General features: G+C 65.1%; 21 protein-coding genes. 8 read left to right on the top strand and 13 right to left on the bottom strand.

Annotation, left to right across the window (positions count from 1 at the left end; translation table 11 throughout):
* Nucleotides 1–15: 15 nt before the first annotated feature.
* Nucleotides 16–1,140 (top strand): zinc-dependent alcohol dehydrogenase family protein, encoded by a 1,125-nt coding sequence (locus tag ACIPHN_RS03365; protein ID WP_400432698.1) that lies wholly within the window; start codon nt 16–18, stop codon nt 1,138–1,140.
* A gap of 51 nt (nt 1,141–1,191) precedes the next feature.
* On the top strand, nt 1,192–2,217 hold the full coding sequence (locus ACIPHN_RS03360) for a TRAP transporter substrate-binding protein (RefSeq protein WP_400432695.1): 1,026 nt from the start codon (nt 1,192–1,194) through the stop codon (nt 2,215–2,217).
* An 81-nt stretch (nt 2,218–2,298) separates the two neighbouring features.
* Here ACIPHN_RS03360 and ACIPHN_RS03355 read toward each other — a convergent pair whose 3' ends face one another.
* On the bottom strand, nt 2,299–2,523 hold the full coding sequence (locus tag ACIPHN_RS03355; RefSeq protein ID WP_400432693.1) for a hypothetical protein: 225 nt from the start codon (nt 2,521–2,523) through the stop codon (nt 2,299–2,301).
* Nucleotides 2,524–2,733: 210 nt separating this feature from the next.
* Complete coding sequence (argC, locus tag ACIPHN_RS03350; protein ID WP_400432690.1) at nt 2,734–3,666, bottom strand: N-acetyl-gamma-glutamyl-phosphate reductase; 933 nt, start codon at nt 3,664–3,666, stop codon at nt 2,734–2,736.
* Nucleotides 3,667–3,835: 169 nt separating this feature from the next.
* On the opposite strand from argC, the gene ACIPHN_RS03345 reads away from it, so the two are divergent.
* Nucleotides 3,836–4,738 (top strand): LysR family transcriptional regulator, encoded by a 903-nt coding sequence (locus ACIPHN_RS03345; protein ID WP_400432687.1) that lies wholly within the window; start codon nt 3,836–3,838, stop codon nt 4,736–4,738.
* On the opposite strand, the gene ACIPHN_RS03340 is transcribed toward ACIPHN_RS03345, so the two are convergent.
* Nucleotides 4,728–5,447 carry a GNAT family N-acetyltransferase gene (locus tag ACIPHN_RS03340; protein WP_400432684.1) on the bottom strand — a complete coding sequence of 240 codons (720 nt, stop codon included), beginning with the start codon at nt 5,445–5,447 and terminating at the stop codon, nt 4,728–4,730. The two genes, ACIPHN_RS03345 and ACIPHN_RS03340, sit on opposite strands and share 11 nt — an antisense overlap.
* Before the next feature lie 140 nt (nt 5,448–5,587).
* Between ACIPHN_RS03340 and ACIPHN_RS03335 the strand changes: the two genes are divergently transcribed.
* Entirely contained in the window at nt 5,588–7,057 is a 1,470-nt protein-coding gene (locus ACIPHN_RS03335) for a PLP-dependent aminotransferase family protein (protein ID WP_400432681.1), read from the top strand.
* On the opposite strand, the gene ACIPHN_RS03330 is transcribed toward ACIPHN_RS03335, so the two are convergent.
* The 6 genes from ACIPHN_RS03330 to prfB all read right to left on the bottom strand — a co-directional run bounded on the left by ACIPHN_RS03330 (nt 7,054) and on the right by prfB (nt 13,213).
* Nucleotides 7,054–7,488, bottom strand: coding sequence for a histidine kinase (locus tag ACIPHN_RS03330; RefSeq protein ID WP_400432678.1), 435 nt, complete (start codon nt 7,486–7,488; stop codon nt 7,054–7,056). The two genes, ACIPHN_RS03335 and ACIPHN_RS03330, sit on opposite strands and share 4 nt — an antisense overlap.
* Before the next feature lie 107 nt (nt 7,489–7,595).
* Nucleotides 7,596–8,081, bottom strand: a complete 486-nt coding sequence (locus ACIPHN_RS03325; RefSeq protein ID WP_400432676.1) for a DUF4118 domain-containing protein — start codon at nt 8,079–8,081, stop codon at nt 7,596–7,598.
* A gap of 149 nt (nt 8,082–8,230) precedes the next feature.
* Nucleotides 8,231–9,142, bottom strand: a complete 912-nt coding sequence (locus tag ACIPHN_RS03320; protein WP_400432673.1) for an alpha/beta hydrolase — start codon at nt 9,140–9,142, stop codon at nt 8,231–8,233.
* Nucleotides 9,143–9,564: 422 nt separating this feature from the next.
* Nucleotides 9,565–10,209 (bottom strand): glycine zipper 2TM domain-containing protein, encoded by a 645-nt coding sequence (locus ACIPHN_RS03315; RefSeq protein ID WP_400432670.1) that lies wholly within the window; start codon nt 10,207–10,209, stop codon nt 9,565–9,567.
* Nucleotides 10,210–10,492: 283 nt separating this feature from the next.
* Nucleotides 10,493–12,034, bottom strand: coding sequence for a lysine--tRNA ligase (gene lysS, locus ACIPHN_RS03310; RefSeq protein WP_400432668.1), 1,542 nt, complete (start codon nt 12,032–12,034; stop codon nt 10,493–10,495).
* Nucleotides 12,035–12,108: 74 nt separating this feature from the next.
* Nucleotides 12,109–13,213 (bottom strand): peptide chain release factor 2 gene (prfB, locus tag ACIPHN_RS03305; RefSeq protein WP_400432665.1). Its coding sequence is split into 2 segments (ribosomal slippage): nt 12,109–13,131 and nt 13,133–13,213, totalling 1,104 coding nucleotides; the frame shifts between segments, so codons are not numbered across the junction.
* A gap of 176 nt (nt 13,214–13,389) precedes the next feature.
* Here prfB and ACIPHN_RS03300 point away from each other — a divergent pair.
* On the top strand, nt 13,390–15,345 hold the full coding sequence (locus tag ACIPHN_RS03300) for a PhoX family protein (RefSeq protein WP_400432662.1): 1,956 nt from the start codon (nt 13,390–13,392) through the stop codon (nt 15,343–15,345).
* Nucleotides 15,346–15,434: 89 nt separating this feature from the next.
* Nucleotides 15,435–16,160: a hypothetical protein gene (locus ACIPHN_RS03295; protein WP_400432659.1), complete on the top strand. Its 726-nt coding sequence runs from the start codon at nt 15,435–15,437 to the stop codon at nt 16,158–16,160.
* Here ACIPHN_RS03295 and ACIPHN_RS03290 read toward each other — a convergent pair.
* The 4 genes from ACIPHN_RS03290 to ACIPHN_RS03275 all read right to left on the bottom strand — a co-directional run bounded on the left by ACIPHN_RS03290 (nt 16,102) and on the right by ACIPHN_RS03275 (nt 22,878).
* Entirely contained in the window at nt 16,102–17,787 is a 1,686-nt protein-coding gene (locus ACIPHN_RS03290; protein ID WP_400432656.1) for a diguanylate cyclase domain-containing protein, read from the bottom strand. The genes ACIPHN_RS03295 and ACIPHN_RS03290 overlap by 59 nt on opposite strands.
* A gap of 175 nt (nt 17,788–17,962) precedes the next feature.
* Nucleotides 17,963–19,657 carry a single-stranded-DNA-specific exonuclease RecJ gene (gene recJ / locus ACIPHN_RS03285; RefSeq protein WP_400432653.1) on the bottom strand — a complete coding sequence of 565 codons (1,695 nt, stop codon included), beginning with the start codon at nt 19,655–19,657 and terminating at the stop codon, nt 17,963–17,965.
* Complete coding sequence (locus ACIPHN_RS03280) at nt 19,654–20,688, bottom strand: hypothetical protein (RefSeq protein ID WP_400432650.1); 1,035 nt, start codon at nt 20,686–20,688, stop codon at nt 19,654–19,656. The genes recJ and ACIPHN_RS03280 overlap by 4 nt, the downstream gene beginning before the upstream one ends.
* Nucleotides 20,689–20,748: 60 nt before the next feature.
* Complete coding sequence (locus ACIPHN_RS03275; RefSeq protein ID WP_400432647.1) at nt 20,749–22,878, bottom strand: ATP-dependent helicase; 2,130 nt, start codon at nt 22,876–22,878, stop codon at nt 20,749–20,751.
* Between the two features lie 327 nt (nt 22,879–23,205).
* On the opposite strand from ACIPHN_RS03275, the gene ACIPHN_RS03270 reads away from it, so the two are divergent.
* Nucleotides 23,206–24,471, top strand: coding sequence for a lipoprotein-releasing ABC transporter permease subunit (locus ACIPHN_RS03270; RefSeq protein ID WP_400432644.1), 1,266 nt, complete (start codon nt 23,206–23,208; stop codon nt 24,469–24,471).
* Nucleotides 24,472–24,475: 4 nt separating this feature from the next.
* Nucleotides 24,476–25,171, top strand: a complete 696-nt coding sequence (gene lolD / locus ACIPHN_RS03265) for a lipoprotein-releasing ABC transporter ATP-binding protein LolD (RefSeq protein WP_400432641.1) — start codon at nt 24,476–24,478, stop codon at nt 25,169–25,171.
* The last annotated feature ends 51 nt before the right edge of the window (nt 25,172–25,222 follow it).

Below are 25,222 nucleotides of genomic sequence, written 5' to 3'. Positions count from 1 at the left end.
AAGGGAGACAGACACATGAAGATCCAGGCCGCCGTCCTGCGCGAGATGACCGATGCGCATCCGTTTGCCGTGAGCCAGCCACTGAAGATCGAGGAGCTCGATCTCGATCCGCCCGGCCCCGGCGAGGTACTGGTCAAGATGAAGGCCGCCGGCCTGTGCCATTCGGACCTGTCGGTGATCACCGGCGTGCGTCCGCGCCCGGTGCCCATGGCGCTGGGCCACGAAGCCTCGGCCGAAGTGGTGGAGGTGGGCAGTGGCGTGACCGACCTGCGTGCCGGCGACCTGGTGGTGCTGGTCTTCGTGCCCAGCTGCGGCCATTGCATGCCCTGCATGGAGGGGCGACCGGCGCTGTGTGAACCGGGTGCGGCCACCAATACCCTGGGGGAGCTGCTGTCGGGCCAGCGCCGCCTGCATGATCATGCCCAGCACGTCCATCACCACATGGGCGTATCGGCCTTTGCCGATCATGCGGTGGTCTCGCGTCGCTCCTGCGTGAAGATCGAGGCCGATATCGATCCGGTGCAGGCGGCCCTGTTCGGTTGCGCGGTGCTGACCGGTGTGGGGGCGGCGGTCAATACCGCCGAGGTCAAGGCCGGTACCACGGCGGCGGTGCTGGGGCTGGGTGGCGTGGGCCTGTGCACCATGCTGGGCGCGCTGGCCTCTGGTGCGCGCGAGGTCATCGCGGTCGACCTGCACGACAGCAAGCTGGAAGTGGCGCGTGCACTGGGTGCGACCGCCACCATCAACGCCCGCGACCCCGATGCGGTGGAAAAGGTCAAGGCCTTGACCAAGGGCGGCGTCGACTATGCCTTCGAGATGGCCGGTTCGGTGCAGGCCATGGAAGCCGCCTATCGCATGACCCGCCGGGGCGGCATGACGGTCACGGCCGGCCTGCCGGCACCAAACCAGAACTGGGCGCTGCAACAGGTCAGCCTGGTGGCGGAGGAACGCACCGTCAAGGGCAGCTACATCGGCTCGTGCGTACCGCTGCGCGATATCCCGCGCTACATCGGCCTGTTCCAGGCCGGTCGCCTGCCGGTGGACAAGCTCATGGGCGAGCGCCTGGCGCTGGCCGATATCAATCGCGGTTTCGACCGCCTGCATAGCGGGGAGGGGCTGCGCGACCTGATCGTCTTTTAACGCCGGAGGGCCGAATGCATCGGCCTCCGGCTTCACCCGGAGGAGACACGCATGACCATCATCACCATGCGGGCGGCACTGACCGCCTGCGCCTTTGCCACACTGACGCTATCGGCCACGATGGCGCAGGCCCAGCAGACCATCGTCATCAAGTTCAGCCACGTGGTGGCCAATGACACGCCCAAGGGCAAGGGCGCGGAACGCTTCAAGGAACTGGCCGAGAAGGCGACCCGGGGGCGCGTGAAGGTGGAGGTCTATCCCAACAGCACGCTCTACAAGGACAAGGAAGAGCTGGAGGCGCTGCAACTGGGGTCGGTGCAGATGCTGGCGCCTTCGCTGGCCAAGTTCGGCCCGCTGGGCGCCCGCGAGTTCGAGGTGTTCGACCTGCCTTACATCTTCCCCAACAAGGCCGTGCTGAAGCGGGTCACCGAGGGGCCGATCGGGCAGGGCCTGTTCCAGCGCCTGGAGAGCAAGGGCATCAAGGGCCTGGCCTACTGGGATAACGGCATGAAGGTGATGACGGCCAACCGTCCGCTGCACAAGGTGGCCGACTTCCGGGCGCTGAAGATGCGCATCCAGTCTTCCAAGGTGCTGGACGAGCAGTTCCGCGCGCTCAAGGCCAATCCGCAGGTGCTGGCCTTCTCCGAGGTCTACCAGGCCATGCAGACCGGGGTGGTCGATGGCAGCGAGAACACGCCTTCCAACGTGTACACGCAGAAGATGCATGAGGTGCAATCCAACCTGACCGTCTCTGACCATGGGTATATCGGCTACGCGGTGATCGTCAACAAGAAGTTCTGGGAGAGCCTGCCGGCCGATGTGCGCAGCCAGCTGGAGGGCGCCATGAAGGAAGCCACGATCTACGCCAACACCATCGCGCAAAAGGAAAACGACGATGCGCTGGAGGCCATCAAGGCCAGTGGCAAGACCAAGGTCTACTACCTGAGCGAAGACGAGAAGGCCGAATGGCGCCGTGCCCTCTTGCCGGTACACAAGAGCATGGCCGGGCGGGTGGGGCAGGATCTGATCGATGCCATCTACAAGGAGAGCGAGGCCGCCGGCGTGAAGGTCAATTGAGCGCCGCGTGGTCCCCGGCTGAGAAGAACATGGCTCGCGCCGATGCGAGCCATTTTTTATGCGACAGCGGCCCAGGCCCGGTTAGCCCATGCGATGGGCGATGTAGCCCTCGGCGCCAGTGACGGCATTCTGCAGGGCTTCCATCTTGGTGTTGCCGGCCTTGAAATCGCCGAAGTCGTGGGTGGTGCGGTCAGGAAAGGCGATATGGACGAACGCGCTCCATTTGCCATCGGTACGCAGGACCGGGGTCAGGTTGATGGTCGCGCCTCGGAACTGGCAGGCGATCTTGCCGATGATGGTGGGCATGTGCTTCGGGACGAGGCGTGTGGCCCAAGCTCTGCAATGGGCCCGCGCCTGCGGGACAGTGTTGGCGAATCAGGGTGCCATGATGCCATAGCCCGCTTGATCCTGCCCTGAGCAGGATCAAGCCTTTTCAGGATTTTACGAGTTCGCCTCCGCATTGCGCCGGTCAGGCTGCGGCAGCGATTGCAATGCCGCCGCAGCCGGTGACGCGAGTCAGTACTGGCCCAGCATCAGTTCCAGGTTCTGTACCGCGGCACCCGAGGCACCCTTGCCAAGATTGTCGAAGACGGCACACAGCAGTAAATGGCCTTCGTCGGCATTGCCGAACACACCCAGTGTCACGTCGTTGCTGCCGTTGTGGCGGGTCGGATCGAGACGATCGGTGGCGGCGCTCTGCGCGGCATCGAGCACGCTGATGTAACGGCTGCCGGCATAGTGCGCCTGCAATGCGGCACGCAGGCTGTCCAGGCTGGCCTGGGGCGGCAGCAGGCGGGTCTGCAGTGCAATGGTGAGCACGATGCCCTGGCGGAATGCACCGTAGGAGGGGACAAAGATGGGACGCTGCGTCAGGCCCGCGTGCAGCTGCATCTCGGGCGGATGCTTGTGGTGCAGGCCCAGGCCATACACCACGAAGGGCGCGGCGCTGGCGGCCTCGGCGCCTTCGTATTGCTCCACCTGGGCGCGGCCTCCGCCGGAGTAGCCGGAGACCGCCTGGATGGCCAGCGGATAGTCGGCCGGCACCAGGCCCGCCTGCACCAGCGGACGCAGCAGGGCGATGGCCCCGGTGGGATAGCAGCCGGGATTGGTAACGCGCTGTGCGGTGGCAATGGCCTCGGCCTGGCCGGCCGCCAGTTCCGGGAAGCCATAGACCCAGCCGGGGCTGGTGCGATGGGCCGAGCTGGCGTCGATGACGCGCACCTTGGGATTCTCGATCCACGACACCGCTTCGCGGGCCGCCGGATCGGGCAGGCACAGCACGGCGATATCGGCGCTGTTGAGGGCCTCTGCGCGGCGTAGCGGGTCCTTGCGCTCGGTGGCCGGCAAGCTCAACAGGCGCAGGTCGTTGCGACCGCGCAGGCGTTCGTGGATCAGCAGGCCGGTGGTGCCTTGGTCGCCGTCGATGAAGATCAGGGGAGAATTGCTCACGGTAGGACTCCTGTGATCGCGCCTTGGAAAAAAGGAAAGGCCGGCATGGCGCGGTAGTGCCGATGGAGTGCCATATTGCGGTAAACCGTATAATTGGAAAAGTTGAATATCACAAAGAGATGATTCAGTTTTTCTGAATCAACTTTCTCGTCTATGGAGCCGCTCACCCATGCGTGAACTCAGCCTGGACCGTCTGCGCACCCTGGTGGCCATTGCCGACCTGGGGTCCTTTGCCGCTGCCGCGCGCGCCCTGCACCTGGCGCCGCCCACGGTAAGCCTGCACATCAGCGAACTGGAGGAGCGTATCGGCGCGCCCTTGCTGTTGCGCCAGCGCAGCCAGGTGCGGCCCTCCGGCATCGGCGAGACGCTCATCGCCCGCGCGCGCCAGTTGCTGGCCGATGCCGAGCAGGCGCTGGAAGAAGTCGGGCGCCAGGTGCAGGGGCTGGAAGGGCGGGTCAGGCTGGGCGCCTCCACCGGCGCCATTGCCTACCTGCTGCCGCAGGCATTGGCGCGGCTGGGGGCCAGCCACCCGGGCATCGATGTGCAGGTGATGGTGCTGACCTCGCAGGAAACCCTGTCGCGGCTGGCTGCCGGGGCGCTCGATATCGGCCTGGTGGCGCTGCCGCAGACGCCGGTGGGCGGGCTGGCGGTCAAGCCGTGGCGACGCGATCCGGTGGTGGCTTTCCTGCCGGCGGCATGGCAGGCACCGCGCACGGTGACGCCGGCTTGGCTGGCGGCGCAACCGCTGATCCTCAATGCGCCCGAGACACGCCTGTCGCGCCTGACCACCGAATGGTTTGCCGGTGGCGGCCAGCATCCGGCCGCGCGCATCCAGCTCAATTTCAATGACGCGATCAAGAGCCTGGTGGCAGCCGGCTATGGCGCCACGCTGCTGCCGCACGAGGCCAGCGCCCAGGGGCAGGCCGTGCCGCTGGATCCGCGTATCGCCATGCGGCCCTTGCGGCCGGCATTGTGGCGGCCACTGGGCATCGCCCACCGCGCCGGCCGGCCGGAGCCAGCCACCCAGCATGTGCTCGATGCCCTGTGGGAATTGAAGCAGCTCAAGCCGTGAGCTTGCCCAGCGGCTGGCGCTGGCGTCCTGCGGCGTCGAAGTTGGACGCGTCCAGCCAGCCTTCGAAAGCCACGCGCAGGTCCGGCCATTCGCTGTCGATGATGGAGAACCAGGCCGTATCGCGGCTGCGCCCACGGTAGACCACCGCCTGGCGGAAGATGCCCTCGAACTGGAAGCCCAGCCGCTGTGCGGCCTGCCGCGAGGGGGCATTGAGACTGTCGCACTTCCATTCGTAGCGGCGATAGCCCAGGTCGTCGAAGACATGGCGCATCAGCAGGTAGTGCGCCTCGGTGGCGATGCGGGTGCGCTTGAGCAATGGCGAGAAAGCGATATGCCCGACCTCGATGCCCCCGCCGGCCGAATTGATGCGCATGAGTGACATGGTGCCCAGGGCCTGGCCGCTGGCCTGGTCGATGACGGCGTAGTGCAGGGGATCCTGGCTGGCCTGCAGGCTCTGGGCATGCAGCAGGTAGGTAGCCTCGTCGGGGAAGGGGCCGCTCATCATGTAGGTCCAGTCGCGGCCGTCCTGCGCCTGGGCGTAGGCACGGTAGAGCTGCTGGCCGTGGCGTGCGACGTCGATGTGCTCCAGGCGGCAGTATTGACCCTGCAGGCTGATGCCCGACGGGTAAGGGCAGGCTTGCCAGTCGGGCAGGGCGGGGCCGATGGGTTGCTGGAATTCGTTGTAGCGTTGCGGGGTCTGCTCGGTCATGGCGTTGTGAGGTCGTAAGGTCGTGAAGGGGTGGGGTCGTACTGTGGATGGCTTGCCGATGCCGTGACGATAGCGTTTTCGTGGCATCATCATAAGTGCCATTGATGGCCATTTTGATGGAGCCACGAATTTCGCCGACCATGTCTGTTTCCCTGCTGTCTTCCCCGCTGCAATCGGCTGCCGGCGCGGCATCGCGCCAGCAGCAGCTGTTGTCCCGCCTCAAGCACGCTATCCTCGACGGCCGGCTGCCGGCGGGCAGCCGCCTGCCGTCTACCCGTAGCCTGTGCGCCGAGCTGCAGGTGGCGCGCAATACCGTGCTGGCGGTCTATGAACAACTGGTGGCCGAGGGCTATGCCCAGGCCGATCGCCAGGGCACGCGGGTCGCCTCGCTGGCCCATGCTCCGCCACCGCAGCAGCGTGCTGCAAGCGAGGACGTCGCCACGGTCAGCGCACCGCGCCAGTCGCGCCGCGTCAGCACCATGACACCGACCCGCGATGCCGGCGACCGCACCCTGCCGCTCACGCCGGGCATGCCGGCCTTGAGCCGCTTTCCGCTCAACGCCTGGTTGCGCGCCCAGGAGCGGGCCTTGAAGCGGGCATCGCCGCAAGTGCTGGCCTATGGCGATCCGCTGGGCGAGCCAGCCCTGCGCGAGGCCATCGCGCAATACCTGCGGGTGGCGCGCGGGGTGCGCTGTACACCTGGCCAGGTGGTGGTGACCGAGGGCGCGCAGGGGGCCTTGTCGCTGTGCGTGCGCCTGTTCGCCAATCCGGGCGAGCGCGCCTGGATGGAGGATCCGGGCTATGGTGGTGTGCGTGCGGCCTTTCATGCGGGGGACTTGAAGATCCAGGCCATGCCGGTCGATGGCGAGGGCATCCTGATTCCGGCACGTGCCTGGCGCCGGCAAGCGCCACGGCTGGTGCATGTGACGCCGTCGCACCAGTATCCGACCGGGGCGGTGCTGTCGCTGTCGCGTCGGCTGGAGCTGATCGCCCGGGCGCGCCAGGCCGGCAGCTGGATCATCGAGGACGACTACGACAGCGAGTTCCGCCATCGCGGCCACCCGGTGCCGGCCATGCAGGGGCTGGTGGCCGATGCGCCGGTGCTGTATGTGGGGACCTTCAGCAAGACCATGTTCCCGGCCCTGCGCATCGGTTTCCTGGTCTTGCCGGCGTCGGCGGGGGCGGGGGCCTATCCGGCATTGGCCGAGCTATTGCGAGGGGGGCACCGGCTGGAGCAACTGGCCCTGGCCGAATTCATTGCCGGGGGCCAGTTTGCCCGTCACCTGGGGCGCATGCGGCGTCTCTATCGCGAGCGGCAGCAGGCCTTGCGGCTGGCGCTGCAAGCGCACTTGCCGGCGTCCTATGCGGTACGGGGAGGGGAGAGCGGCCTGCACCTGACGGTGCAGTTGCCGCCGGCGCTGGAGGATGTTGCCATCAGTACGGCGGCGCGCGCGGCGGGCATGAATGTGGGGGCGCTGTCCTCGTTCTCGGCACAGCGCCGGCAGGCCGACAACAATGGCCTGGTGATCGGTTACGGCAATACATCCTCGGAGCAGTTCGATGCCCTCATCGGGCGTCTGGCACGTCTGCTGCGGCCGTCGCCACGTTAATGGAATTCAGGCTGGCGCAGGCGCTTCTGTACGCAACGGGTGACCAGGTCCATATGGTCGGCGGCCAGTGCGGGCTTGGCGGCATACCAGATGCGGCTGTCCTGCTCCTGGGCAAAGTCGCTGCACAGGGGCGATTCGGTGAACAGCACCAGGGGGATGTGGGCCAGCTGCTGGTACACGCACAGGGTGCGCAGCAGTTCATAGCCTTCGGTGCCAGGGAACTTGCGCGGATCCAGCAGGATCAGCGCCGGCAGGTCGCGCGAGCGGCACAGGGCCTGGGTCAGCAGGGAGGCATTGGCCACCTCGGCATCGTCGAACCATTCGAAGCGGCAGGCGGTATGACTGCGCCACAGGGCGAAGCGGGCGGTTTCGATGGCGTCCAGATCGGCGTCGATGACGAGGATGCGGGGGGTAGCGTGAGATGTGGACATGATGGCCTCCTTGCTGTGTTGAGGCCATCTTCGCAGATGGGAGTGCGGCTGGGTATCAGGCGCTTCCTGATGCGCGCCTGTCACGCATCAGGCGATATCGGGACGGATCAGCCCTGGTCGCTGGCGGCGCTGGCTTCGAATTGCTTGCTGTACTCGGCGCGACGGGCCTGGTCGGACTCGATGAGCAGGCGATAGCGGGTCTCGGAGACCCGTTGTTGCAGCACGGCAGCATAGCGTTCGCGTTGCAGCCACTCGATGATCAGCGCCGCGGTGGCGACGATGGTGGTGTAGACCAGGATCAGGAAGATGTCCTTGTCGTTGAGCCCGTCCATCGTGTAGTAGGGCTTGCGGAAGAAGAACATGGCCGTCGGGATGCTGATGGCCAGCAGGCCCAGCGAGTACAGGTAGCCGAACAGGTAGCTGATGACGATGCTGTTGATGGCGAAGAACAGCATCGACAGTGAATCCTCCACGAACGGCGCCAGCGCGTAGCGCAGGCCGAAGGCGGCAATGAAGCCGAGCGCGCTCACATACAGGGGGCGAAAACCCTGCGGGCGCCAGCTTTTGGCGTTCTTCAGTCGGATCAATCCCATGATGGTTGTTGAATGGTTGTGGGTCGTATCCATCTTCTCTTGCGTTGCACCGCAGCGCAATGCCCTCATGTTAAGGAAGCAGTCTTTCAAAACACTGACGCACAACACATCTGCGTCATGATGTTGCATTTGCGTATCTGTCTGCGCGGCTAGTGACGGCGATCCTTCAGCGGCGACGAGTGCGCCAGGTACTTGCGCGACAGTTCGTTGCCATGGATGTCGATGCTGCGCTTGAGGAACATCACCGTTTCGTTGGTGACGATCTCGCGTTCGTTGTCCACCGTGATGATGTGATAGCAATCGCCCAGCCAGATCACCTTGCGCACCTCGGCGTTGATGTGCTGCAAGATCACCTCCGCATTGCGCGGGGAGGCGGTTTCGTCGTCGATGGAGTGGATGATCAGCGTGTCGGCACGTACCAGCGGCAGCGACTTGCGCACGAAATCGATCATGTGCAGCGCCGCCCGCAGGTGACGGGCGGGAATCGAGGCGGCGCCCACGGCGGCCACGCCATCCTTTTCGAGGGCGCTGGCCACGCGCCGGCGCATCTCGTAGTTCTTGATGCCGTAGGGTTCGCTTTCCTTGTAGGACCAGTTGCGCACGCCCAGGTCATAGACCACGGTGAGCAGCTTCCAGTACCAGGGCACCGACCAGCCGTCGTATTGCAGCACCGGCGAGAGCAGCACCACCGACAGCAGTTCCTTGCTGCGCGCGGCCACCGCCAGGGCCAGCGTGGCGCCCATGGACAGGCCGCAGATGGAGACGGTCTTGAATTCTTCCTTGAGGCGCGCCACGCGGCTTTCGACCACGGCACACCAGTCTTCCCAGTTGGGGGAGACGCGGGGATTGGTCAGCGCGGCCGAGTAATTCTCGATGCTCAGGGGAATGACGGTACAGCCGGCCTTCTTGAGCTGCTTGGGAATGGAGCCCATCTCAAGCTGGGAACCGCACAGGCCGTGCAGCAGGATGACGGCATGGTCCTTGTGCGGGCCGCCATGGCGCTCTTCAGCCGGGGCGGCCGTAGACAGGCCGCTGGAGTCGATGGATGACAGTGAGTCCATAAATCAAAAACACGCATTCGAGCCGGTAAGCCCGTACTGGCGAATCGTTCGCCCCCCGTTAGTCAGGAGGATGCGGGCCGACGCATTGGCTTGGATGCGTTCTGTATCCCGACAACCAACATTCTGCTTCTGTCTCCGGCAGATGAATTAATTTACAAAAGTCTAACTGCCCGGGAGGAATGTTGCCAGCATTTATCGAATTCCGTCCCGCCAGGTCAGGAACAGGAGTCAATGTTGCCCCATTTGACAGGAATATGACAGTTTTGTGTCGTTCCAATGTTGTATTACAACAATCGGTGCACAAGCATGAATATTACCCCGAGTTAATTTTTTTTGCTTGTCGTTGGCATGTCGCCCTGAAAGCAAAAAGCCCTTCGAGCGGACTCGAAGGGCTGGTGTTGAGGGAGCGGAGGGCGAGGTAATCAGCCGCGGCTCTCCAGGTGGCCATTGATCACGCGCACCTGGTCGCCTACGCGCCAGTTGGCACCGCTTTGCGGGAAGCTGCGCGACTTGCCGTTGTCCATGCGCACATCAACCATGTAGGTGGTGGTGGTGCGGACATTCTTCTCGACCTCGTTACCGGCATAGCCGCCACCGACGGCGCCGGCGATGGTGGCCAGGGTACGGCCGGTGCCGCCACCGATCTGGTTGCCCAGCAGGCCGCCGACCACGGCGCCACCGGCAATGCCTACGCCGCTGGTGCTGGGGGTATGTTGCACGGCGCGCACGGCGACCACTTCACCGCAACTGCTGCAGACGGCCGCTGCACGCTGGGCCACCGGGGCTGCGGCCTGGGCCGGATAGGCTTGCTGTTGCTGGCCGGCCGGCGCAGCCTGCGACGGCATCAGTGCGGCCTGCTGTTGCTGGTTCATCGGCTGGCCGGGCTGTTGCGCATTTTGTTCCATCGACGCCAGTTGCTGCGGCGAATTGGCACTCTTGGAGCTGGGCAGCAAGCCGGTCATGGCGGCCACGCCCAGAAGGCTGACCAGGATGACGGCGATAGCGGCGCCTGCAACGAGGGGATGCAGACGATTTGCGCTGGGTTTGGTGACAATGTTGGTTTCCATGATGACCTCTCTAGTTGTTCTGGTGTCCACCCTAAGTGGATGACTGGATTATGGAGTGCTCATCGGGCAAAAAAAATCCCGATTCTGTGAGAGTTGTAAAAACTTGTAATGCCATGCGCAGCGGCGCAGGAGGCGGGTTTGCAGCGCGACAGCAGCATTCTTGCCATGTCGGCAAGTCTGGCGGTGAGGCAGGCAGGGAGAGGAAAGCGGAGGGCGGGAGGGAGGCGGGAGGGAAAATCCGCATCCCGGGCGGGATGCGGACAAGACAGCACAGCGGGCCGGATCAGTCTTCGCGACGCAGGTGCGGGAACAGGATCACGTCACGGATGTTGGGCGAGTCGGTGATGAGCATCATCAGGCGGTCGATGCCGATGCCGCAGCCGCCGGCCGGGGGCATGCCGTACTCCAGCGCGCGGATGTAGTCGGCGTCGTAGTACATGGCTTCTTCATCGCCGGCATCCTTGGCGGCCACCTGGGCCTGGAAGCGGGCGGCCTGGTCTTCGGCGTCGTTCAACTCCGAGAAGCCGTTGGCGATTTCGCGGCCGGTGATGAACAGCTCGAAGCGCTCGGTGATGCCCGGCACCGTGTCGGAGGCGCGCGCCAGCGGCGAGACTTCGACCGGGTAGTCGATGATGTAGGTCGGGTTCCACAGCTGCGACTCGGCGGTCTCTTCGAACAGGGCCAGTTGCAGGGCGCCGATGCCGGCGCCAGCCAGCGGGGCCTGGTCGGTCTTGACGCCGAACTTCTTCAGTTCGGTGCGCAGGAAGTCGATGTCGGCCAGTTGCTCGGCGGTGTAGCCCGGTGCGTACTTGAGGATGGCGCCGGTGATGGTCAGGCGGTCGAAGGGCTTGGACAGGTCCAGCTCGCGGCCCTGGTAGGTCAGCACAGCGGTGCCGTGGGCATCGATGGCAGCCTGGCGGATCACCTGTTCGGTGAAGCCCATCAGCCACTGGTAATCCACGTAGGCGGCGTAGAACTCCATCATCGTGAATTCGGGATTGTGACGCGGCGAGACGCCTTCGTTACGGAAGTTGCGGTTGATCTCGAAGACGCGTTCGAAGCCGCCCACCACCAGGCGCTTCAGGTACAGCTCGGGGGCGATACGCATGAACATCTGCATGTCCAGCGCATTGTGGTGGGTGATGAAGGGCTTGGCCGCGGCGCCGCCCGGGATCGGGTGCAGCATCGGGGTTTCGACTTCCATGAAGTCGTTGGTTTCCATGAAGCGGCGGATCGACGACATCGCGGCAGTACGGGCCTTGAAGGTGCGACGGGTTTCCTCGCTCATGATCAGGTCGACGTAGCGCTGGCGGTACTTCATTTCCTGGTCGGCCAGGCCGTGGAACTTGTCGGGCAGCGGACGCAGCGACTTGGTGATCAGCTTCAGCTTGGTGACCTTCACCGACAGTTCGCCGGTCTTGGTCTTGAAGAGGGTACCTTCGGCGCCCAGGATGTCGCCCAGGTCATAGTGCTTGAAGGCGGCCATGGCTTCTTCGCCGGTGACGTCACGGGTCACGTAGAGCTGGATGCGGCCATCGGCGCGCACGCCCGAGGCATCCTGCAGGGTGGCGAAAGCCGCCTTGCCCATGACCCGCTTCAACATCATGCGGCCGGCCACGGTCACGTTGACCGGTTCGGCTTCCAGGGCTTCGTTCTCGACGCCGTCGTACTTGGCGTGCAGGTCGGCGGCGGTGTTGGCCGGGCGGAAATCGTTGGGGAAGGCGATACCCTGTTCGCGGATGGCGGCCAGCTTGGCGCGGCGCTCGGCGATGATGCTGTTCTCGTCGGCTGCCGGCTGGGCGGCGGGGGTGTTTTGCGTGGTCATGGTTGGAATTCTTGAGTGTTGAACGGTCGGTCAGGCAACTGCCGGCCACGCAAGGCTTGCGCGGCCGGCGTGGATCAGACGCCCTGTTTCAGCGAGGCAGCGATGAAGTCGTCGATGTCGCCATCGAGCACTGCCTTGGTATTGCCGGTTTCGAAGTTGGTGCGCAAGTCCTTGATGCGGGACTGGTCCAGCACGTAGGAGCGGATCTGGTGACCCCAGCCGACGTCGGTCTTGGAGTCTTCCAGCTTCTGCTGCTCGCTCATGCGCTTGCGCAGTTCCAGTTCGAACAGCTTGGCGCGCAGCATGTCCCAGGCTTCGGCACGGTTGCGGTGCTGGCTGCGGTCGTTCTGGCATTGCACGACGATGCCCGACGGTGCGTGCGTCAGGCGCACTGCGGAGTCGGTCTTGTTGATGTGCTGGCCACCGGCACCGGAGGCGCGATAGGTATCCACGCGCACGTCGGCCGGGTTGATCTCGATCTCGAAGGATTCATCCACTTCCGGGTAGACGAACAGGCTCGAGAAGGAGGTGTGGCGACCATTGGACGAGTCGAACGGCGACTTGCGCACCAGGCGGTGCACGCCGGTTTCGGTGCGCAGGAAGCCATAGGCGTAGTCGCCCTCGACCTTGATGGTGGCGGTCTTGATGCCGGCCACTTCACCGTCGGACTGTTCCATGATCTCGGCCTTGAAGCCCTTGCGTTCGCAATAGCGCAGGTACTGGCGCAGCAGCATGGAGGCCCAGTCCTGGGCTTCGGTGCCGCCGGCGCCAGCCTGGATGTCGATGAAGCAGTTGTTGGCATCCATGGGGCCGCTGAACATGCGGCGGAACTCCATGTCTTCGACCAGCTTCTTCAGACCTTCGGTATCGCCTTCGATGGCGACGATGGTGTCCTCGTCCTTTTCCTCGCGCGCCATCTCGAAGAGGTCGCGGGCATCGGTCAGTTCACTGTCGATCTTGATGAGGGTATGGACGATCGCTTCCAGCGATTTCTTTTCCTTGCCGAGATCCTGGGCCCGTTTCTGGTCGTTCCAGACGTTGGGGTCTTCCAGTTCGGCGTTGACTTGTTCGAGTTTCTCCGACTTCACATCGAAGTCAAAGATACCTCCGTAGCTCGGTGGCGCGGGTGGCCAGATCGTCGAGCAGGGATTGGAGGGAATTGAGGCGTTCTGCTTCCATGATGGTTTCTTTTGCGATCAAACCTCGAATTATACAAGAGGAGAGGGGGAGTTTCATCTCCGTCACGGGCCTGTCATTTTCGCTCGTTACCATCGGCGCGCCTGTTTTGCTGACAAAAGCCTGACGAATACGCCAGCCGTCGACCGCGAACTACTGATCAACCCGGAGAATACTAGATGAGACAGCCCGCCCACACCCCCCTCCCATCGGACGCCGATCTGCCGCAGGCCGGCCGCCGCAACCTGCTCAAGGCCTTTGCCACCGCGCCGCTGCTGCCGCTGGCCGGCGGCCTGTCGGCCTCGGCCCTGCTGGCGGCCTGCGCCACCCCGGGCAGCAGCAAGCCGTTCGCCTCGGCGCGCTTCACCGGCATGCCCGCGCCCACGCTGGACAATCCGGCCGCCATGGCCAGCACCACCGTGGGCTCGGCCCTGGAGGTGACCTTTGCCGATGGCAGCAAGCAGAGCTACAAACTGGCCTACCAGCCTTTCTTCATGACCGGCGACATGGTGCCGGACGGCAAAGGGGGCAGTATCCTGGCCGGCGGCTACGTCGATATCAACAACCGTCCCATCATCGACCGCTCGGTGGCCGGGCGCGAGCGCCAGTTCTACTCGGACTGCCCGGACGGCTCTTCGCTGTTGACCGTGAAGGGCGCCAGTGTACCCGGCGTGAAGGGCAATGCGGTGTTTGCCGTGGTGCAATTCGAATACACCACCCGCGACCAGAAGCAGGCCGCCATGTATGGCCAGCTGCCTTCGCCGATCGCCGTGCTGACGCTGGACCAGGATCCGTCCTCGGGCAAGCTGACCCTGGTGAAGTACCACAACGTCGATACCGCCCAGGTCAATGGCTTGTGGATCACCTGCGGCGCCAGCCTGTCGCCGTGGAACACCCACCTGTCTTCCGAAGAGTACGAGCCGGATGCCGCGGCCATTGCCTCCAACCCGCAATTCAAGGCCTTCAGCAAGAACCTGTACGGCGACGAAACGCGCGCCAATCCCTACCACTACGGCCACCTGCCGGAGGTGACCGTCAACCCGGATGGCACCGGCTCGATCAAGAAGCATTATTGCCTGGGTCGTATCTCGCACGAACTGGTGCAGGTCATGCCCGACCAGCGTACCGTGCTGATGGGTGACGATGCTACCAATGGCGGCCTGTTCATGTTCATCGCCGACCGCGCCGCCGATCTGTCCTCGGGCAGCCTCTTCGTGGCGCGCTGGGAGCAGGTCTCGGGCGTGGGCCCGGGCGCCGGCAAGCTCTCCTGGGTGCGCCTGGGCAGTGCCACCAGCGCGGAAATCCAGGCCATGGCGGAGCGCTACAAGGCGGCCGACATCATGGATATCCGCACCAGCGATCCGGCCGACGCGTCCTTCACCCGCATCCCCTTCGGCGGCAAGCCCAACTGGGTGCGCATCAAGCCGGGCATGGAGAAGGCCGCAGCCTTCCTGGAAACCCACCGCTATGCGGCGCTGGCCGGCGGCAGCCTGGGCTTCACCAAGATGGAAGGCACCACCGTCAATGCGCGTGACAAGATCGCCTATTCGGCCATGTCCTACGTACAGACCTCGATGCTGGACGGTTCAGGCCACATCAAGGTACAGGGCCCCAAGGCGGGCGCCGTCTATGCGCTGAACCTGCGCGGCGAGCAGCGTGACCTCAACGGCCATGCCATCGACAGCCAGTGGGTCCCGGTCGACATGGCCCCGCCGGCCGCGCTGGTGGGCGTGGACCTGAAGACGCCAGACGCCCTGGGCAACCTGGCCGACCAGGAGCACATCGCCAATCCGGACAACATCAAGTTCTCTGAAAAGCTGCGTACGCTCTTCATCGGCGAAGACAGCGGCATGCACGTCAACAACTTCCTGTGGGCCTACAACGTCGATACCAAGGCGCTCACGCGCGTGCTGTCCTGCCCGGCAGGGGCGGAGTCGACCGGCCTGCATGCGGTCGACGAGATCCATGGCTGGACCTATGTGATGAGCAACTTCCAGCACGCCGGCGACTGGGAAAAGGGCTTGCACGACAAGGTCAAGGACAAGCTCGATCCCCTGGTACGGGCCAACTACAAGGACCGCTTCGGCGCGACCGTCGGCTACCTGACCGGCTTGCCTTACTCCGCCCGGGCCTAGTCCGGCGTATCGCTGCCGCACACGGCGGGCCGGTGCGGAACGCATTCTGATAGGATCGGTCCTATCAGCTCGTTTCGTCCTGCCCGCCGATGACAAGAAGAAAGCTGCTTCCTCTCCTGCTACCCTGTGCCGCGCTGATGGTGGCCTGCGCCAGCTCACCTGCGCCGCACGGCGAGGTTCGTGGCGCCGATGCCAGCTCGCGCGAGATGGGGCAGTCCGATACCAACCGCGTGGCCACCCTGGCCATGCGGGCCAATCTGGATAGCCTGTACCTGCTGATGTCCAAGCTGTACCGGCGCAATCCGGCCGAGTGGAAGAAGACCGCTGCCAGCCGCGAGGAGGCCGAAAAGAAGGTGCAGCAAGCCATCGAGCAGCGCCAGACCTGGCCGGAGCTGCAGGGCAAGCGCGATATCCTGGCCATGGCGCTGGCCTTGTCACCGGAGTTCAAGGGGGATAGGGTGGCGGCCTTCATCGATGCCACGGCCGACATGATCATCGTGGCCCATGGCAACAAGATCGAGTTCTTCCTGGTCGACGGGCTGGACGCCCAGCATCTCTACAACGCCGCCCGCAATGTCGAAATCGCCGCCTGGATCCTGTCCAGCCGCCGCAATGCGGCGGGTGCGCCGCTGCTGTTCTCCGACGAGATCGGCGGGGACGTGCGCAATCTCAGTTTCGAGCGGGAGTTCGGCAAGATCGTCGGGCGCCTGGACCTGATGGCCGAATTCACCACCGAACGTTACCGCCGTGCCGGCATCAGCTATGTGCAGAACCTGCTGGGCGGGTCGTTCCTGCAGTTCCTTCCGGTACGCTGAACGGGGTGACGTTGCAACCCGGGCGCGCGGGCGCGATCACGTAGCAGCCGCGGCCATTGTTCTTGGCGGCATACATGGCCTTGTCGGCGGCCTGCAGCAGGCTATCGGCGTCGCAGCTGCCATCGCAGACCGCAATCCCCACCGACACCCCCAGCAGGAAGTCGCCCTGCAGCAGGTGCAGCGGTTCGGAGACGGCCTTGATGCATTTCTCGGCCAGCACCTGGGCGCCATGCTCGAAGGGTTGCGCCAGGTCGGTCACCAGCAGCACGAATTCGTCGCCGCCCACGCGCGCCAGGGTATCGCCATGGCGCGCCACCTGGCGCAGGCGCCGGGTCACTTCCTGCAGGACCTGGTCACCGGCCTTGTGGCCCAGCGAGTCATTGATGGGCTTGAAGCCATCCAGGTCCAGGAACAGCAGGGCCACGCCGCTACCTTCGCGGCAGGCATGGGTGAGGGCGGCCTGCATGCGCTCGGCCAGCATCATGCGATTGGGCAGGCCGGTGAGCATGTCGTGATGGGCCTGGTGCTGCAGTTCGGCCTGGTGCAGCTTGAGCCGGGCCAGCAGGCCGTTGAAGGCCATGGTCAGGTGGCCCACTTCATCGCGCCGTTCCACCGGTAGCGGCGAAAGCGGCAGGTCGCCCCGGGTCATGCGCTCGGCCAGCGCGGCGGCGCGACGCAAGGGCCGGAAGAACCAGAGGTAGGCCAGTATCACCAGCAGCACGATCATGCTGCCCTGGATCACGGCGCCGCGTGCGATCAGCGCGCGCATGCGCTCGACGGTGGGCAGGGCCGAAGCCAGGGGCAGGGTCACCGCCACCAGCCAGCTGGTGTCCGGCACAGAGGCAAAGGCCTTGATCTCGGTCACGCCATTGGCGGCCACGCCCACGCCGCTGCCGCGCAGGCCATGCATGGCCTGATCCATCAATACATCCTTGCCCACCGGCGGCAATTGCGTATAGACCAGCACCTCGTCGCTGGAGGCGATGATGAGGCGTTGTCCGGGAGAAATCAGCAGGAAGCTGCCGGAAGGCCCCAGCCTGGCCTGTTGCAGGTGGTCCAGGAAGCCCGGCGCGGTCAGTTCGGTACTGCCACCGAGGATGCCCACGATGCGGCCACTGCCATCGCGCAGCGGAGTCAGCATGACCAGCACGGGCTTGCCGGTGGCGGGGCTGTGCATGGGCGGGCAGATCAGGGTGGCACCCTGCAGCACGCGCTTGAAATCGGGAAAGTCGGCCAGCGTCAGCTTGCGCCGACCCTCGATGCGGGGGTAGTCGACCAGGATGTTGCCTTCTGCATCGGCCGTAAACAGGCCCTGGGAAAACAGCGGCTGCAATTGCTGGTGATCGCGCAGCCAGTCGGTCAGGCCGGCGTGGTCATTGAGCAGATCAGGTGGTACGTGGGCCGACAGGCGCTCCAGGTAACGCGCGCGCTCCTGGACCCGGTAACCGATATCCTGAGCCAGGTAACTGGCGATGGTGTTTTGCTGGTCGGCGGCCACTTGCGCCTGGTCGCGTTGCAGGAAGTCGATCAGGATGGTGTAGCGCAGGGCAGCACTCACCGCGATCAGCACGACGCCGAACAGGACGAGGCGAGTCACCAGGCTGCAATTGATGCGCTTGATCTTCATCGACGACTTGATCTTCTTGTTATTGATGGGAACGGGAGCGCTACCAATGACAGTGCAATTGCCGGCTGGAAGGTACTCCAAGCCGGCATTGTGCCACTGTGGCAAGGATTTGTCGGTTTTTTCGCATCACCGTCGCTTCCTGCCATGGGCTTGTCAGTCGTGCGTCAGGGCGATGTCAGGCGCCTTCGGCGTGCTCCACCATCAGCTGCACCGTGGTCTTGCCGTTGTACTCGTTGGCGTCCAGCCGGAAGGCCACACGGGCGTGCTCCGGCAGCGAGTCGGTGTGGCCGAACCAGATGGCGTCGAACTTGCGGCCCTCTTTTTCCAGCTGGAGCTTGAGATGCTTCTCCTTGAGGATGCGCTGGTTGAGCACGCGGAAATGATCGCAGAACACCGGCGGCGCAAAGCCCTGGCCCCAGACCTGCTGGTCCATCAGGGTGATGAAGGGGACTGAGTAATACTCGTCTTCCAGCACGCCATCGGTCTCGATGACGCGCTCCAGCTGGTTCTGGGTGAGCCAGTCACGACCGACCGCCTCGAAGGCCTCCGAGAAGGCATCGAAAGCCTCGGCGTGGATGGTCAGGCCGGCTGCCATGGCGTGGCCGCCGAACTTGGTCATCACCGAGGGGGCATGCTTGGAGACCAGGTCCAGTGCATCGCGCAAATGGAAGCCAGCGATGGAGCGGCCCGAGCCCTTGAGGAAGCCCTCGTCGCCGGGAGCGAAGGTGATGGTGGGGCGATAGAACTTGTCCTTCAGGCGCGAGGCCACGATGCCGATCACGCCCTGGTGCCAGGACGGGTCGAAGACGGCAATGGTGCGGCGGTCGGCGGGATTGAAGTCGTCCAGCAGCAGCATGGCGGTGTCCTGCATGCCGGCCTCGATGTCGCGGCGCTCGCGGTTGATGGCGTCGAGCTGCTGGGCGATGGCCCAGGCGCGGCCTTCGTCGTCGGTGGTCAGGCATTCGATGCCCAGGGCCATGTCGGCCAGGCGGCCGGCCGCGTTCAGGCGCGGGCCGACGGCAAAGCCGAGGTCGAAGGGGGTGGCGCGGCGGGCCTCGCGGCCGGCGGCACGGAACAGCGCGGCGATGCCGGGATGCATCTTGCCGCTGCGCATGCGCTTCAAGCCCTGTGCCACCAGGATGCGGTTGTTGGCGTCCAGCTTGACCACGTCGGCCACGGTCCCCAGCGCCACCAGGTCCAGCAGGGTATCCAGGCGCGGCTGGGTCTGGGCATCGAAGAGGCCGCGCTTGCGCATTTCGGCGCGCACGGCCAGCAGCACATAGAACATCACCCCCACGCCCGCCAGGTTCTTGCTGGGGAAGCCGCATTGCGGCTGGTTCGGGTTGACGATCACGCGTGCCTCGGGCAGCGTGTCGCCGGGCAGGTGGTGGTCGGTCACGACCACATCGATGCCGCGCCGCTTGGCCTCGGCCACGCCATCGATGCTGGCGATGCCATTGTCGACGGTGACGATGATGTCGGGATTCTTTTCGCGCACGGTCAACTCGACGATCTCGGGCGTCAAGCCATAGCCGTATTCGAAGCGGTTGGGGACGATGTAGTCGACCTGCGCGCCCAGGAGGCGCAGGCCGCGCAGGCCCACGGCGCAGGCGGTGGCGCCGTCGCAGTCATAGTCGGCGACGATGACCAGCTTCTTGCCGGCGGCGATGGCGTCGGCCAGGTAGACGGCGGCGGCTTCGATATGCAGCAGGCCCGAGGGCGCGAAGAGGGCATTGAGTTCGCTGGCCAGTTCGCGCGCGCTGGACAGGCCGCGCGCGGCATAGACACGCGCCAGTACCGGATGCACGCCCTCGGCGATGAGCTGGTCGGCCTGTTGTGGCGAATAGGAGCGGGTGGTGACGCGGATCATGCTGCCAGCCCCGCCAGCGACGCGGGCCGCCAGAAGCGGCGCAGCGAGCCCCGCGTGACCGCGGTCCGGGTGAGGCGGTCGGGGCCGCTCAGGATCAGTTCGATGGCATCCACCGAGCCGGCACGCAGCGACACCAGCAGCGGCGCCAGCCAGTCGCGGTCCAGGTGTTGCAGGTGTTGCAGCCACAGGCCCCATTCCTCGGCCAGGGCCGCTTCAGCCAGCGCATCGAGCACCAGCAGGCGCTGGCCGCTGCCTTGCACGACCTGTGCTGCACCGGTGTCGCCCGTCTCAGCACCGAAGGCGCGCATCCAGCCGCGCAGGCCGAAGCTGCCGGCATAGGCCGACTGCGCCATGGCGCCGTTGCCGGCGCCGCCCCAGATCCAGATCGAATTGATGGCCTTCTGGCCGCGCATCTCACGCTGTTCGTTGAGGGACTCGGCGAACCACTGCATCTGCACTTCGTTTTGCAGCTTGCGCCAGGCCAGTTCGCCCGGGCCTTCCGGCATCCAGATGTCGACGTTGCGACCGCTGGCGGCCGACGGCGTGGAGGTGCGCAGGCCGGCCCAGGCATCGGCGCGGATGAACCAGGTGCGGGCGTCGCCGTAGACCAGCTCATGGCCGATCTCGGTGAACAGCGGCAGGGCCGCCGCGAACAGGCGCCGGGATTCGTCCTCTTCCAGTTGCAGCTGGCCGATGTCGGTGAGCACCAGATGGTCGCGGGCGACGTGGATATGGGCCGGATGCAGCACGAACCAGTGTCCGGCCTGCGGCGTGTGGCCCAGTTGCTGCATCAGGGCGGCGGCCGCGGCAGGGCTGCTGTCCTGGGCGGGGGCGGGCAGGCCGAAGCGTTGTGCCAGCCAGTGCTCATGCGGCAGGGCGCGCGAGAACGGGTCGTGGGACTGGCGCGGGGCGGCGGCCTTGCCACGGCCCAGCAGCATGGCCAGCGCCGGCGCCTGGCACTGGCGCAGCAGGTCGCGCGCGAGTTCGGCCGGCGGCAGCGCGAAGGGAATGAGGATGTCGAGTTGATTCATGGGGCGATATTTTAGCGGCTGGCGGGCCGCTTGGCCCGGCCGACCTGCCCGGAACTTCACTTAGGGCTTTTTCCAGGCGCTTTTGGCGCGTTGCCGCACCAGCATCCTGACGCTGTCGGGCATGGGGGTGCGGGCGCCGTTGGTCTCGGCCGAGAGCCACAGGCTGTCCTCGAAATGCGGCAGCATGCGGGGCGTGATGAAGCGGCTGCGGATGCCGTTCACATGGCGGTCGCCCTGCGGCGTCTGCTGGGTGATGTAGAAGCGCTGCGGCACGATCAGGTGCAGATGCTCGCGGGCGCGTGTCATGGCCACGTAGAGCAGGCGGCGTTCTTCAGCGATCTCGGCTTCGCTGCCGGTGGCCAGGTCCGAGGGGATGCAGCCGTCGACCACGTTCAGGACATGCACCGAGCGCCACTCCTGGCCCTTGGCCGAATGGATGGTGGAGAGCGTCAGGTAATCCTCGTCGCGATAGGGCGGGGCCGAATAGTCGCTGCTGGACTCGGGCGGGTCCAGGGTCAGCTCGGTGAGGAATTTCTCGCGCGAGGCATAGCCCTTGGCCAGCGCGGCCAGTTGCTCGATGTCGGCGGCGCGGGCGTCGGCGTCTTGATAGCGTTGTTCCAGCTGCGGCAGGTACCAGTCGCGGGCGGCATTGATATCGGTCGGCCAGGCGGCACTGGCGCGGCGCATCAGGGCATAGGTATCGGCAAAGGCTTGCCACTGCAGGGCGATGCTGGCCGGTGCGCCGAAGTTCAGCAGGGCATCGGCCGGGTCGCTGGCGGCGCCCATCAGGTCCAGCACTTTCCTGGCCGTGGCCGGCCCCACGCCGGGGATCAGCTGCAGCGCGCGGAACCCGGCCATGCGCCCGCTCGGGTTGTGCGCCAGGCGCAGCAGCGAGAGCAGGTCCTTGATATGGGTGCTTTCTAGGAATTTGAGCCCGCCGAACTTGACGAAGGGGATGTTGCGGCGGACCAGTTCCAGTTCCAGCGCGGCGCTGTGGGTGGCGGTACGGAAGAGCACCGCCTGCGACTTCAGCGTCAGCCCTTCCTCACGATGGGCCAGGATGCGGTTGGCGACCCAGCGCGCCTGTTCGGCTTCGTCGGGAATGACCACCAGCTGCGGCCGTTGCGAGGAGGGGCGGTCGCTCCAGAGGTTCTTGAAGTGACGCTCGGGGGCGTCGGCGATGACCGCGTTGGAAGCCTGCAGGATGGGTTGCGTGGAACGGTAGTTCTGCTCCAGCGTCAAGAGCCGCGCCGGTTGCGAGAACAGCGACGGGAAGTCGAGGATATTGCGCACCGTGGCGCCGCGGAAGGAATAGATGGATTGCGCATCGTCGCCCACGGCGGTGACGCCGGCGCCATCGGGCTTCATCCGCTGCAGGATCTCGGCCTGCAGGCGGTTGGTGTCCTGGTATTCATCGACCAGCACATGATCGAAACGCGCGCCCACCAGCTGAGCGATCTGCGCATCCGACATCATGTCGGCCCAGAACAGCAGCAGGTCGTCGTAATCCAGGACGTGCTGGGCCTCCTTGGCGTCCACGTAGCGGCTGAAGAGTTCGCCCAGTTGCCTTTCCCATTCGCGGCACCAGGGAAACTGGCCCTGCAGCACCTGGTCCAGGTCCTGGCGGGTATTGACGGCGCGCGAGTAGATGGCCAGGCAGGTTGCCTTGAGCGGAAAGCGCTTGTCGGTGGCTGACAAGCCCATTTCATGGCGCAGCAGGCCCATCAGGTCTTCGGCGTCGCCGCGATCCTGGATGGTGAAGTCGTCTTCCAGCCCGATATGGGCGGCATATTCACGTAACAGGCGCGCCCCGATGGCGTGGAAGGTGCCCGACCAGGGCAGTTGCGGCGGCGTGTCGGTAGCGGCCAGCCCCAGTACCTGGCGGATCACCTGGCCCACGCGCCGGCCCATGTCGGCGGCGGCACGGCGCGAAAAGGTCAGCAGCAGGATGCGCTGCGGATCGGCGCCTTCCAGCACCAACCGCGCCACCCGGTGCGCCAGGGTATTGGTCTTGCCCGAACCGGCCCCGGCCACGATCAAGAGCGGTGCCTGCTGCGCCGGCGCCAGGCCGCTGCCATGGTCGACGGCGGCACGCTGCTCGGCATTGAGGCGGGCGAAGGGATCCTTCTCCGGCGCCTGCTCGGTGGCGCTGCTGGCGTGGGGATCGTCCTGGGCGAGTTCGGGCGGCATGGCAGGAAGCTTCAGATGGCAAAGGCGGGAAAACGCATACTGTATATATAACCAGTCATGCGCGCAACTTCATGGATGAAATGGGCGTCAATGCGCAGGAATGTAAGCCTTGGTATCTATGCAGAACCTCTGCCGGGGAAGTGAATCTATTAGCTGCACGTCGGGGCGCGTGCCGCTGACAGGAGGTGTAGAGGGTGGTGGCCGGGGATGGGCCGCCTGCACATTCTGTGGCAAACTTCGCGCTTCGCCCGTGTTGGCGTGCGGTCATGATCTTGTCTCTATGACATGATTGGCCGTGCTTCTCCAGGCCCACTCTCGGAGCAATTTTTGAGTCTGATTAAAAACCTGCCGTTCGAATGGCTGGTCGGTATCCGCTATACGCGGGCCGGCAAGCGCAGCGGCCGCAATAGTTTCATTTCCTTCATTTCCCTCATTTCCATGGCCGGCATCGCGCTGGGCGTGGCCGCGCTGATCGTGGTGCTGTCGGTCATGAACGGCTTCCAGAAGGAAGTCCGTGACCGCATGCTCTCGGTGCTGGCGCATATCGAGGTGTTCGATGCCTCCGGCTCCATGCATGACTGGCAGGCGGTGGCCAAGCAGACCTTCCAGAACAAGGAAGTGCTGGGCGCGGCCCCCTACGTGGCGGCACAAGCCATGATCACGCGCGACGACACGCTGCGCGGCGTGGTGGTGCGCGGCGTCATGCCCGAGGAAGAACCCAAGGTCTCGGATGTGGCCAAGCAGGTCAAGCAGGGCAGTTTCGATTCGCTCAAGGCCGGTGAATTCAATATCGTCATCGGTGGCGAACTGGCGCGTGGCCTGCGTGTGGGCCTGGGCGACAAGGTCACCCTGATCGCGCCGCAAGGGCAGGTAACGCCGGCGGGCGTATTGCCGCGCCTGAAGCAGTTCACCGTGTCGGGCATCTTCGAGGCTGGCCATTACGAGTTCGATTCCACGCTGGCCTTCATCCAGATGCAGGATGCGGAAACCCTGTTCCGCCAGGACGCGCCCACCGGCGTGCGCCTGCGCATCCGCGACATGCTGCAGGCGCCGCAGGTGACCCAGCAGCTGGCCAGTACCCTGACCGGTGATCTTTACCTGCGCGACTGGTCGCAGCAGAACAGCAACTGGTTCGCCGCCGTGAAGACCGAGAAGCGCATGATGTTCATCATCTTGACCCTGATCATCGCCGTGGCGGCCTTCAACCTGGTCTCCACGCTGGTCATGACGGTCACCGACAAGCAGGCCGACATTGCCATCCTGCGTACCCTGGGGGCATCGCCGGGGTCGATCATGAAGATCTTCGTGATCCAGGGCGCCCTGGTGGGCTTGATCGGCACGGCCATCGGCATCGGCCTGGGCGTGCTGGTGGCGCTGAACATCGATGTGGTGGTGCCGGCCATCGAGCGCCTGTTCCATGTGCAGTTCCTGCCCAAGAGCGTGTATGTGATTTCCGAGCTGCCGTCCGACCTGATCTGGTCCGACGTCTATACCATCGGTGGCGTGGCCGTGGTGCTGGCCTTCCTGGCGACGCTCTACCCGAGCTGGTCGGCCGCCCGCGTCAAACCGGCGGAGGCGCTGCGCTATGAGTGATGCCATGAACACAATGAGCGACAAGAAAATCGTGCTGGCCGCGCGCGGCCTGGGCAAGACCTTCACGCAAGGCAAGTATTCGGTGAAGGTGCTGGGCAATATCGATATCGACGTCCATCCCGGTGAGCAGGTCGCCATCGTCGGCGCTTCCGGCTCCGGCAAGTCCACGCTGCTGCACCTGCTGGGTGGGCTGGATACCCCCAGTTCCGGCACCGTGACCCTGCTGGGCAAGGATTTCGCCAACCTGGGCGAGCGCGAACGCGGCAACTTGCGCAACCAGTCGCTGGGCTTCGTCTACCAGTTCCACCACCTGTTGCCGGAATTTTCGGCGCTGGACAACGTGGCCATGCCGCTGATGATCCGTCGCGTCAAGCGTGCCGAGGCACAGGCGCAGGCGCGCGAGATGCTGGAGAAGGTCGGCCTGGCGCAGCGCGTGACGCACGTGCCGGGCGAACTCTCGGGTGGTGAACGCCAGCGCGTGGCGCTGGCGCGCGCGCTGGTCACGCGTCCGGCCTGTGTGCTGGCCGACGAGCCCACCGGCAACCTCGATCGCGGCACCGCCGACAAGACCTTCGAACTGATGATCGAGCTGTCCCGCACCCTGGGCACGGCTTTTGTCATCGTCACCCACGATAGCGAGCTGGCCGGCCGTTGCGGCCGGCTCCTGCGCTTGTCCGAACAGGGCTTGCAGCAGGACTGACGCAATCCGGGTAAGCTTGCAGTTTCTCGCCGCCGTCTCCAGAAGGGACGG

This window comes from Herbaspirillum sp. NPDC087042, assembly GCF_044745245.1.
In the GTDB taxonomy this organism is placed as follows: domain Bacteria; phylum Pseudomonadota; class Gammaproteobacteria; order Burkholderiales; family Burkholderiaceae_D; genus Herbaspirillum.
Note: the sequence above shows the minus strand (reverse complement) of the source record. Positions and strands in the feature narration are given on the sequence as shown.